Here is a 10,482-nt window from a genome sequence, read left to right on the forward strand (position 1 = left end):
CAGGCGGGTGGGACAGTCGCTCAGCGGCCGTTGAGCCCGCCGCCGCCGCGACCGGCGCCGCCGGTGCTCTGGTTGAGGTAGGCCTGCGCCAGGCCCTTCTGCACCTCGCCGCCCCACTGGTGGCGCGCGATCTCGACCGCGGCCTCGACGGGACTGCCGGCGCCGTCCGCGAGGTGCCACGGCACCCAGCGGTCGCCGACCCGCACCATCCGCACGAGCGGCTCCTCGCCGGCGGACAGGCGACGGGCGTCGGCCGCGCAGACAGCGACCACGCGCGCGGCGCCGACGGGCGGGGTCCACTCGACGTCCTGCCTCGAGGGACCGTGGCGTGGGTCGAAGAAGCACGGCTCGCGGCGTTCGGGCAGCGGCTCGCCGTCGCGCACGGCGACGACCGCGGCCCGGTGGTAGCGGGAGTCGGCGACGACCTGCTCCACGGCGACGACGTCCTCGGCGGTCGTGCTCGCGGCCAGCAGGTGCTTGGCCTGGTCGTAGTGCTCGATGGCCCGCCGGTAGTGGTCGCGCGCGACGTGGTCGAGGTCGTCGGACAGCGTGTCGACGTGCAGGTCGGCGAGCTGCTCGCCGAGGACCGTGACGTCCTCGTCCATCAGCCGCCGCGCGACGCGCCAGCGGTCCTTCTCGGCGAGCTCTGCCTCGCGCCTGCGTCGTCGTCCCCCGAACATGGTCGGAGTCTGCCACGGCCGCGAGCCGCACGCGGTCAGTCGCCGCCGCCCCCGCCGCCGCCGTCACCCGCACCGCCGACGTCGCCGCCCCAGCCGCCCCAGCCGTCGCCGCCGTAGCCGGTGTAGTCGTGGCCGTCGATCGTGCCGCCGCCGTCCCAGGCCCCCGGGTCGCTCCACGCGGCGGCGAGGGGCAGCTGGGCACCTGCCGTGCCCGGCAGCGTCCCGGCGTACGCCATGGTCAGCCGCTCGGCCTCGATGCGTCCCTCCGCGACCAGGTCGGCGTACCAGCCGCCGGCCCACGCGGCGTAGAGCGGTCCGGAGGCGTACCACGCGACCCGCCGGTCGCCGAGCCGGACCAGCCGCGTCTCCGGCTGGTCGCCCGCGGCGAGCCGCTCGGCGTCGCGGAAGCACACCGGCACCTCGCGGGGCACCCCGCCCGGAGGCGCCCACTCGACGTCCCGGCTCGCCGGCCCGTGCGCCGGGTCGAAGAAGCAGGGCGGCCGCCGCACGGGGCGCGCGTCACCCGCCTGGGCCGCGAGCACGCACGCGTGGGCGAACCGGCCGTCGGCCAGCGTACGGGTCACGCCGGTGACGTCGGCGGCGGTGTCGGCGCGTGCGAGCGCGGCCTTGGCGTCCTCGTAGGCGTCGAGCGCGCGCTGGTAGTCCCCGCGCATGGCGTCGTCCAGCTCGGTGGCGAGGGTGTCGAGGTGCAGGGTCGTCAGCTCCTCGCCGAACCGGGTGACGTCCTCGTCGGCTGCGCGGCGCACGTGGCGGAAGGCGTCGCGCTCGGCGAGCTCCTCGTCGTGCCGCTGCCTGCGGCGCTTGCCCAGCATCGGTCCATGGTGCCACCGATCCGGCGGTCCGGCCCCGACCGCTGTGGACCACCTGTACGCTCGGAGGTTCTGTTGCCGACTCTCGGGGGAGATGCCGACATGCGCCGTTCCCGCACCCTGCTCGCGCTCGCCGCGGGCGCGCTGCTGCTGCCCGTCCTGCCCGCGTCCGCCGCCGCGGCGGCCGAGCCGCGCCGAGCGGCGGAGACCTGGAGCACGCCCGGCGCCACGGCCATCACGATCACCGGGCACGGCTTCGGGCACGGCCACGGGCTCTCCCAGTACGGCGCCCTCGGCGCCGCCGAGCAGGGGCTGACCTGGCGGCAGATCGACGAGTTCTACTACCCCGGCACCACGTGGGGCACGATCGGCGGCAAGGTCCGGGTGCTCATCACCGCCGACACCGGCCGCGACGTCCAGGTCGTCGCCGAGCGCGGGCTGAAGGTCACCAGCCTCGCCCGCCAGCGCACCCGGCGACTCCCGGCGAATGCGGCGAAGAAGTGGCGCCTGGTCGCCGCGGGCGACGACACGTCGGTGCAGTTCAGCAAGCGGGGCCGCTGGAAGACCTGGAAGAAGGTGCGCGGCGGGGCCGAGTTCTCCTCGGTCGACCGCGTGCTCACGCTCGTCCTCCCCGGTGCCCGTCGCGACTACCGCGGCACCCTCCAGTCCGTCGCAGCGCGCTCGGGCAAGCGCCAGACGGTCAACAAGCTCAGCATGGAGGCCTACCTGCGCGGGGTCGTGCCCCAGGAGGTGCCCGCGCTGTGGGAGCCGGACGCCGTGAGCGCGCAGTCGGTGGCCGCGCGGACCTACGCCGCGTTCGAGCGCCAGGCGCGCAAGGGCGAGCGCTACGACCTGTGCGACACCTCGCAGTGCCAGGTCTACGGCGGCGTCGAGGTCGAGCACCCGGCGGCGACGGCGGCGATCAAGGCGACCGCCAGGCAGGGCCTCCACCACGACGGCCGCCCCGCCTTCACCCAGTTCTCCGCCAGCAACGGCGGCTTCTCCTCGGCCGGCTCGATGCCCTACCTCGTGGCGCAGGCCGACCCCTACGACGGCCTCGCCAACCCCAGGTACTCGACGTGGGCGACAACGATCGACGACACCCAGGTCGAGAGGCAGTGGCCCGGGATGGGCGACCTCACGGGCATCGAGGTGGTCGCCCGCGACGGCAACGGCGAGTGGGGCGGTCGGGTCACCGAGATGGCCTTCGTCTTCACCGGTGGCCGGGTCCCCGTCGACGGCGACACCGTGCGCTCCTACTTCGGCCTCTACTCCGACTGGTTCACCTTCGGCGTCTCCCCGCGGCAGAAGGGCCCGGCCCGCCAGTGATCCGCAGGCTCCGCGTCGCCGCGGTCGTCGCCGCCCTCGCCCTGGCCGCCTCCGCCTGCGAGTCCGGCCGTGCGGCCGACGGCACGGTCGACCTGCCCGACCCCGTCGTCGCGACCGGGGCGGCCTCGTCGGTCGACTACGTCGCCCTGGGCGACTCGTTCTCCGCGGGACCGTTCATCGGCACGATGCGCGCGGACCCGCAGGGCTGCGCCCGCTCCAAGGACAACTACCCGGCCTTCGTCGCCGACTGGCTCGACGTCGCGACCTACACCGACGTGACCTGCTCGGCGGCCACGACGAGCGACCTCTACCAGCGGATGGTGATGTTCGACGGGAACACCACCCGCCCGCAGCTCGACGCGGTCACCGCGGAGACCGACCTGGTGACGCTCGGCATGGGCGGCAACGACTTCGGCATCTACGACTCGCTGATCCAGTGCCAGCGGGGCCTCGCGGCGACGTGCCCGGTCGCCCAGCTGCGCGTCGACGCCCGCAAGGTGGCCGGCCGGATCCGGCAGGCCGTACGCCGCGTCCTCGCGGTCGCACCCGGCGCCGAGGTCCTCGTCGTCGGCTATCCCGACATCCTGCCCACCGAGGGCACCTGCGGCGCCGTCGGCGTACCTGCCGGGGTGCTCGAGCCGGTCACGCAGGTCGCCGGCCTCCTCAACGACTCGCTCCGCCGTGGCGCGCAGGCGGCGGGGGCGGCCTACGTCGACGTGGCCGCGGGGTCGGAGGGCCACGACGTGTGCGCCAAGGGTCGCGCGTGGGTCAACGGCCCCCGGCTCCGCGTGGGCGTGGCGGCCCCGTTCCACCCCAAGATCAACGGCATGCGCGCCGTCGCCGTCGAGGTCTTCCGCGAGGTGACCGGGGACGAGCCGGACGAGGTCACCGAGTACGCCGAGCCCGACCCGGACGCGGTCGTGCTCAACGCCAGCTGAGCCGGAGGGCGCGTCAGGGTCCGTAGTCGGGCTCCGTCGTCCCGAGCTGCTGGTGGGCGCGCGTCGCGGGTCGTGCCCGCCCCCGCTCGACGCACCCCACCGCCGCCGCGAGCCCGAACGGGGGCATGTTGCCGTAGAGCGACTCGATGCCGGCCGCTGGCACGACATAGGTCTCGTGGAAGATGCCGACGTCTCCGCTGCCGGCACGCGCCCGGTTGAACGCGCCCCAGGCAGGTGCGTGCGACAGCGAGGCGTCGCGCGCGTACGCTCCCAGCTCGGCCGCGCTCCGCCAGTGCTGCACGACGAGGAACACCCGCCCCGACCAGTAGGTCCGCGCGTCGAGCAGGCCGAGGTCGCGCTCGCCCAGCTCGGCGAGCATCCGGGGCATCGCGACGAAGACCGGCCACCAGCTGCGCACGCGCCGCCACCGGTTGACGCGCATCCCGATGAGGAAGACGACGACCTCGGCGCGCTCGGGCACCGCGACGTACTGACCGCCGGCGACCCCGGGTGGGGCGGACTCCACTGCGCCCGCGTACGCGCGCGGTACTCGACGCTGGGACATGCCGGCCTCCATGGATAGTGACGATCTCTACGACGAGAGTGGCACTATCTATGACGTGGGTCAAGAGTCGATGCTCCGGATGTCCGCCCTCGCGGAGCGCACCGGCATCCCGGTCGCCAGCATCAAGTTCTACCTGCGCGAGGGCCTCCTCCCGCCCGGCCGTCGGGTGACCGACCGGCTCGCCGAGTACGACGACGAGCACGTGCGCCGGCTCAGGCTCATCCGTCTCCTGCGCGAGGTGGGACGCGTGCCCGTCGACGGCCTGCGACGACTGGTGGCCGCCGTCGGCCAGCCGGGCCCGCTCCACGACCTCTTCGCGCTGGCGGCTGACGCGACGACGCCCGAGCCGACGACTGCCGGCGAGCTCCGGCCGATGACCCGCGCGCTCGTGGACGACCTGGTCGACCGCGCGGGGTGGACCGCCGTACGGCCCGAGGCTCCGGCGCGCGAGGCGCTCGCGGGGACGCTCGAGCAGGTCCTCGCGTTCGACACCCATCCACGTGACCCGGCGGAGCTGCTGCCGTACGTCCGCCTCGCCGACGAGATCGCCCGCTACGAGATCGGGCACCTGGACGGCTCGAAGGACCGCCACGGCCTGCTGGAGGAGATGGTCGTGGGGCAGGTGGTCTTCGGTGAGATCCTCGCCCTGCTGCGGCGCCTGGCCGAGGAGCACCACAGCCACGAGCGGTTCGGGGCCGACCTGCGGGAGTGACCCCCGAGGTCAGCCGATCACCAGCACCAGGTCGCCACCCTCGACGGCCTGCGTCGACGGGACGGCGAGCCGGGTGACGGTTCCCGCGACCGGGGCGGTGATGGACGCCTCCATCTTCATCGCCTCGATGGTCGCCACGGTCTGGCCGGCTTCGACGGCGTCACCCTCGGCGACGGTCACCGTCACGGCGCCGTCGTAGGGCGCGGCGACGTGGCCGCTGTTGCCGGGGTCGGCCTTCTCGGTCGAGGCGACGTCGGCGGAGATGCTGCGGTCGCGCACCTGGACGGGTCGCATCTGACCGTCGACGGTCGCCATCACGTTGCGGAAGCCGCGCTCGTCGGGCTCGCTGATCGCCTCGAGGGCGAAGAGCATCTCGCGTCCCTCGCGGACCTGCACGCGGTGCTCCTCGCCGCGGCGCAGGCCGTAGAGGTAGTCGATGGTGGAGACCGCCGCGAGGTCGCCGTACGCCTCCCGGGACTCGAGGAAGGCCGCCGTGGGTCCCGGGAAGAGCAGCTCGTTGAGCGTCGCGCGCCGGTCGGAGGCGAGGCTGGCCCGCTGCTCGTCGGTGAGGCTCTCGGTGGGCTGCTTCCAGGTCCGGCCGGCGAGCGCCTTGGTGCGGAACGGCTCGGGCCACCCGCCGGGCGGGTCGCCGAGCTCGCCGTTGAGGAAGCCGATGACCGAGTCGGGGACGTCGAACGACGCCGGGTCCTCCTCGAAGGCCGCGGGGTCGGCGCCGGCCGCGACGAGCGCGAGCGCGAGGTCGCCGACGACCTTGGACGACGGCGTCACCTTCACGACGTTGCCGAGGATGTCGTTGGCCGCGGCGTACATGTCCTCGACCTGCTCGAACTTCTCGCCCAGGCCGAGCGCGATCGCCTGCTGGCGCAGGTTGGACAGCTGGCCGCCGGGGATCTCGTGGCGGTAGACGCGCCCTGTCGGGGCGGGCAGTCCGGACTCGAACGGCGCGTAGACGCGGCGGACCGCCTCCCAGTAGGGCTCCATCGCGTTGACCGCGGCCAGCGACAGGCCGGTCTCGCGCTCGGAGTGGTCGGTCGCGGAGACCAGCGCCGACAGCGCCGGCTGCGAGGTGGTGCCGGCCATGGACGCGCAGGCCGCGTCGACGGCGTCGACGCCCGCGTCGATCGCCGCGAGGAGCGTGGCGAGCTGGCCGCCGGGGGTGTCGTGGGTGTGCAGGTGCACGGGCAGGTCGAAGCGCTCGCGCAGCGCGGTGACCAGGGTGCGCGCGGCGGGGGCGCGGAGCAGGCCGGCCATGTCCTTGATCGCGAGCACGTGCGCGCCGGCGTCGACGATCTGCTCGGCGAGGCGGAGGTAGTAGTCGAGCGTGTAGAGCTTCTCGTCCGGCGAGGAGAGGTCGCCGGTGTAGCAGAGCGCAACCTCCGCGACCGACGTGCCGGTGGCCCGGACGGCGTCGATCGCCGGGCGCATCTGCGAGACGTCGTTGAGGGCGTCGAAGATGCGGAAGACGTCGATGCCGGTCTCCGCGGCCTCCTGCACGAAGGCCTCGGTGACCTGCGTCGGGTAGGGCGTGTAGCCGACGGTGTTGCGCCCGCGCAGCAGCATCTGGAGGCCGATGTTGGGGATCGCCTCACGCAGGGCCGCCAGCCGCTCCCACGGGTCCTCGGCGAGGAAGCGCAGCGCCACGTCGTACGTCGCCCCGCCCCAGCACTCGACCGACCACAGCTGCGGGGTGGTCCGGGAGACGTGGTCGGCGACCGCGAGCAGGTCGCGGGTGCGTACCCGCGTGGCGAGCAGCGACTGGTGGGCGTCGCGGAAGGTGGTGTCGGTGACGGCGACGTCCTTCTGCGCTCGCAGCCGGCGGGCGAACTCCTCGGGCCCGATGTCGCGCAGCAGCTGCCGGGTGCCCGCGGGGGCCGGCTGCGAGCGGTCGAGCTCGGGAAGCTTGCTCACCGGGGACACGGAGACGGGGGCGGAGCCGTGGGGCTGGTTGACGGTGACGTCGGCGAGGTAGGCGAGCAGCTTGGTGGCGCGGTCGCGGCCGAGCTGGGCCTTCAGGAGGGAGGGGTGGTCCTCGATGAAGGACGTGGTGACGCCGCCGGCGGCGAAGTCGGGGTCGGCGAGCACGGCCTGGAGGAACCCGACGTTGGTGGAGACGCCGCGGATGCGGAACTCCAGCAGCGCGCGGCGGGCCTTCTGCACGGCGGCCTCGAAGGTGCGGCCGCGACAGGTGAGCTTGGCGAGCATCGAGTCGAAGTGGGGGCTGATCTCGGCGCCGCTGTAGGTGGTGCCGCCGTCGAGGCGTACGCCCGGGCCGCCGGGGGAGCGGTAGGTCGTGATCTTGCCGGTGTCGGGACGGAAGCCGTTGGCAGGGTCCTCGGTGGTGATCCGGCACTGGAGCGCGAAGCCGCGCGGCTGCACCGAGTCCTGCGTGAGGTCGAGGTCGGCGAGGGTGGCACCGGCGGCGATGAGCATCTGCGACTGCACGAGGTCGACGGCGGTCACCTCCTCGGTCACCGTGTGCTCGACCTGGATGCGCGGGTTCATCTCGATGAAGACGTACTTGCCGGTGGGGTCGAGCAGGAACTCGACGGTGCCGGCGTTCTTGTAGCCGATCTCGCGGGCGAACCGGACCGCGTCGGCGCACATGCGGTCCCGCAGCTCGGGGTCGAGGTCGGGCGCGGGGGCGATCTCGACGACCTTCTGGTGGCGCCGCTGCACAGAGCAGTCGCGCTCGTAGAGGTGGATGACGCCGTCGTCCGACCCGGTGCCGTCGGACAGGATCTGCACCTCGATGTGGCGGGGGTCGACGACGGCCTGCTCGATGAAGACGGTCGGGTCGCCGAACGCACCGTCGGCCTCGCGCATGCAGGCCTCGATGGCCTCGCGCAGGTTGGCACGGTCGTCGACGCGGCGCATGCCGCGACCGCCGCCGCCGGCGACGGCCTTGACGAAGAGCGGCGCCTCGATCTGCTCGGCGGCCGCGAGCAGCTCCTCGACGTCGGTCGACGGCGGCACGGACTCCAGCACCGGCACGCCGGCAGCCTTGGCCGCGGCGATCGCCCGGGCCTTGTTGCCGGTGAGCGTGAGGACCTCGGCGCTGGGGCCGATGAAGGTGATGCCGTTGGCGGCGCACGCCTCGGCGAGGGCGGGGTTCTCCGAGAGGAAGCCGTAGCCGGGGTAGATCGCGTCGGCACCGCACCTCACGGCGACCTCGACGATGGCCTCGGGGTCGAGGTAGGCCCGTACGGGGTGCCCCTCCTCGCCGATCTGGTAGGCCTCCTCGGCCTTCATCCGGTGCTCGGACCCGCGGTCCTCGTGGGGGAAGACGGCCACCGTGCGCGCGCCGATCTCGCGTGCTGCACGGAAGGCCCGGACTGCGATCTCGCCACGGTTGGCGACGAGCACCTTGGAGAACATGGGCGGAACGCTATCGAGTGACGGGTGTGACCCGGGTTACTCGTCCGTACCCCGGTCAGGCGGCGGCCCGCTCCTGCGCGCGCCACCAGCCGACCGTGGCGGCGAGCCCGTCGGACATCGGGGTGGGCGCCAGACCGAGGCGCTTCTCGCTGACGCTCGAGTCCAGGACGAACGGCGCGCTGAACATGTAGGACGTCTCGGCGAGCTCGCGCATCTCCCGCGACACCACGCCCGATGCGCGCAGCACCCACGGTGGGATCGCGGACGTGCGCGGCACCGGGACGTCCCCTGCGGCGGCCACCATCTCGACCAGGCGCTGCTGGGTGACCGGTGCGGCCGTCGGGGCGTGCAGGAACGAGTTCCACAGGTCCTCGCGCCGGGCGGCCTCGATCATCGCGGCGGCGAGGTCGGGGACGTAGGTGAAGGAGTGCGGCTGCTCGAGGCTGCCCAGGACGCGCATCGTCCTCCCGGCCAGCACGGTCGGGACCATCCGCTCGCCGGCGTGGGCGTTGCGCACGAGCGGGCCGTAGAAGTCGGAGGCCGCGACGCTGACCGTCGGGGTCGCCGACGCGTCGCGCTGGGCCAGGAGGTCGGTGCGTACGCCGAGCTTGCCGGTCGTCGCGGTGCGCGGCAGGTCCTCGGTGATGGGGCCGGTGACCGGGCCGTAGGAGTAGAGGCTCTCGGGGAAGACGACCACTGCTCCCACGCGCCCCGCGGCCTCGAGCACCGCGCGCTCCGCCCCTGGCAGCTCGGCCTGCCACACGCGGGCGTCGTACGCGGACCCGTGGATGCAGTGGTGGACGGTGACCGCGCCGGCGAAGGCGTCGGTGAGCTCGTCGGGCCGGGAGACGTCGACGCGGCGGCGCTCGATCAGCGGGTGCTCCGGCCCGCTGCCCGAGCGGGTCAGCAGTCGCACCTGCCGGCCCGACTCGGCGAGCTGCTGGGCGACGGTCGAGCCGACAGGGCCGGCTCCGGTGACGACGTGGACGGTGGTCATGGGATCTCCTGGAAGAAAGGGAGAGCGGTGCTCTCGTTTCGTCCAGCATGACCCGTCGTCACCGATAAAGCAAGAGCACTGCTCTCTTTCGTCATACCTGCTCGCTCGCATGCGAGGATGGCGGGATGACGGCCGCCTCTCCGCCCTCTGCGCACCTCACCCCGCGGGCCCGCGCTCGCCAGCAGACGATGCGCGACATCGTCCGCATCGGCCGCGAGCACCTGGCGACGGAGGGGGCAGCAGCCCTCTCGTTGCGCGCGGTCGCGCGCGACCTCGGGCTGGTCTCGTCGGCGGTCTACCGCTACGTCGCGAGCCGCGACGAGCTGCTGACGCTCCTCGTGGTGGACGGTTACGACGAGCTCGGCGACGCCGTCGACGCCGCCCTCGCGCGTGTTGACGCCGCCGACCAGGCCGAGCGGATGCGGGCGATCGGCCGCGCGGTGCGCGCGTGGGCGCTGGCCGAGCCCGCGACGTACGCCCTGCTGTTCGGCAGCCCGGTGCCGGGCTACGAGGCGCCGGCCGAGCGGACCACCGGTCCCGGCACCCGCGTCGTCGTGCGCCTCGTGGAGGTGTGGGAGGACGCGTGGCGAGCGGGGGTGGCGGCGGTGGACGACGCCCCGCTCGCGCCGCGGCGGCTGTCCCGGGACCTGGCCCGGATCCGCGGCCAGCTGGACCTCACGGCTCCGGACGCCCTGATCGCGCGGGGGCTCTTCGCCTGGGCGGCGCTCTTCGGGTGCGTGTCCTTCGAGGTGTTCGGGCAGTACGGCGCCGACACCTTCACTCAGGCGGGCGACCTCTTCGAGCAGCACCTTGACGCCTTGGTGGAGTCGGTCGGGCTGGCGTAGCGCCCCTCCCGTGAACTGGCAGGGGTGCCGGGGCGAGCCGCGAGCGTGCGCACAGCCGCACTGGCTTCGAGGATGCGCCGAGGACGTGCCGCCACGTGGCGTGCGGCGGTGCCTGCGGCGTGTTCCCCTCCTTGTCGTGCTCGCGGCCCGCCCCTCGGCGGAGGTCCCGTACCCCCGGCGCGGGCCATCC

Annotated in this window: 9 protein-coding genes; 4 read left to right on the top strand and 5 right to left on the bottom strand. The window is 73.8% G+C overall.

Going from position 1 to position 10,482, the window contains the following annotated elements; translation table 11 throughout:
* Nucleotides 1-20: 20 nt before the first annotated feature.
* Nucleotides 21-680 (bottom strand): hypothetical protein, encoded by a 660-nt coding sequence (locus EXE59_RS11650; protein ID WP_135839055.1) that lies wholly within the window; start codon nt 678-680, stop codon nt 21-23.
* Nucleotides 681-715: 35 nt separating this feature from the next.
* The gene (locus EXE59_RS11655; RefSeq protein WP_135839056.1) at nt 716-1,513 is read right to left on the bottom strand and encodes a hypothetical protein; all 798 of its coding nucleotides are present in this window, start codon (nt 1,511-1,513) and stop codon (nt 716-718) included.
* A gap of 99 nt (nt 1,514-1,612) precedes the next feature.
* Here EXE59_RS11655 and EXE59_RS11660 point away from each other — a divergent pair, with 99 nt between their 5' ends.
* Together EXE59_RS11660 and EXE59_RS11665 are read left to right on the top strand one after the other, a co-directional pair.
* Nucleotides 1,613-2,839 (top strand): SpoIID/LytB domain-containing protein, encoded by a 1,227-nt coding sequence (locus EXE59_RS11660; RefSeq protein ID WP_168218490.1) that lies wholly within the window; start codon nt 1,613-1,615, stop codon nt 2,837-2,839.
* Entirely contained in the window at nt 2,836-3,777 is a 942-nt protein-coding gene (locus tag EXE59_RS11665; protein WP_168218491.1) for an SGNH/GDSL hydrolase family protein, read from the top strand. Before EXE59_RS11660 ends, EXE59_RS11665 begins: the two co-directional genes overlap by 4 nt.
* A 13-nt stretch (nt 3,778-3,790) precedes the next feature.
* Here the strand turns inward: EXE59_RS11665 and EXE59_RS11670 are convergent, their stop codons facing one another.
* A complete protein-coding gene (locus tag EXE59_RS11670) occupies nt 3,791-4,342 on the bottom strand; it encodes a DUF4188 domain-containing protein (protein WP_135839059.1) in 552 nt (183 codons plus the stop codon).
* 55 nt (nt 4,343-4,397) lie between these two features.
* On the opposite strand from EXE59_RS11670, the gene EXE59_RS11675 reads away from it, so the two are divergent.
* Nucleotides 4,398-5,054: a MerR family transcriptional regulator gene (locus EXE59_RS11675; protein WP_168218492.1), complete on the top strand. Its 657-nt coding sequence runs from the start codon at nt 4,398-4,400 to the stop codon at nt 5,052-5,054.
* Nucleotides 5,055-5,063: 9 nt separating this feature from the next.
* Here the strand turns inward: EXE59_RS11675 and EXE59_RS11680 are convergent, their stop codons facing one another.
* Entirely contained in the window at nt 5,064-8,450 is a 3,387-nt protein-coding gene (locus tag EXE59_RS11680) for a pyruvate carboxylase (RefSeq protein WP_135839061.1), read from the bottom strand.
* 55 nt (nt 8,451-8,505) lie between these two features.
* A complete protein-coding gene (locus EXE59_RS11685; RefSeq protein WP_135839062.1) occupies nt 8,506-9,447 on the bottom strand; it encodes an NAD-dependent epimerase/dehydratase family protein in 942 nt (313 codons plus the stop codon).
* 125 nt (nt 9,448-9,572) lie between these two features.
* On the opposite strand from EXE59_RS11685, the gene EXE59_RS11690 reads away from it, so the two are divergent.
* Nucleotides 9,573-10,292 carry a TetR/AcrR family transcriptional regulator gene (locus EXE59_RS11690; RefSeq protein WP_135839063.1) on the top strand — a complete coding sequence of 240 codons (720 nt, stop codon included), beginning with the start codon at nt 9,573-9,575 and terminating at the stop codon, nt 10,290-10,292.
* Nucleotides 10,293-10,482: the final 190 nt, after the last annotated feature.

This window comes from Nocardioides eburneiflavus (assembly GCF_004785795.1).
Taxonomy (GTDB): domain Bacteria; phylum Actinomycetota; class Actinomycetes; order Propionibacteriales; family Nocardioidaceae; genus Nocardioides; species Nocardioides eburneiflavus.

What these genes read in the sequence shown, in the direction of transcription:
- EXE59_RS11660 (WP_168218490.1), top strand. Translation starts at nt 1,613, where the DNA reads ATGCGCCGTTCCCGCACCCTGCTCGCGCTCGCCGCGGGCGCGCTGCTG.
- EXE59_RS11670 (WP_135839059.1), bottom strand. Translation starts at nt 4,342, where the DNA reads ATGTCCCAGCGTCGAGTACCGCGCGCGTACGCGGGCGCAGTGGAGTCC.
- EXE59_RS11650 (WP_135839055.1), bottom strand. Translation starts at nt 680, where the DNA reads ATGTTCGGGGGACGACGACGCAGGCGCGAGGCAGAGCTCGCCGAGAAG.
- EXE59_RS11685 (WP_135839062.1), bottom strand. Translation starts at nt 9,447, where the DNA reads ATGACCACCGTCCACGTCGTCACCGGAGCCGGCCCTGTCGGCTCGACC.
- EXE59_RS11655 (WP_135839056.1), bottom strand. Translation starts at nt 1,513, where the DNA reads ATGCTGGGCAAGCGCCGCAGGCAGCGGCACGACGAGGAGCTCGCCGAG.
- EXE59_RS11680 (WP_135839061.1), bottom strand. Translation starts at nt 8,450, where the DNA reads ATGTTCTCCAAGGTGCTCGTCGCCAACCGTGGCGAGATCGCAGTCCGG.
- EXE59_RS11690 (WP_135839063.1), top strand. Translation starts at nt 9,573, where the DNA reads ATGACGGCCGCCTCTCCGCCCTCTGCGCACCTCACCCCGCGGGCCCGC.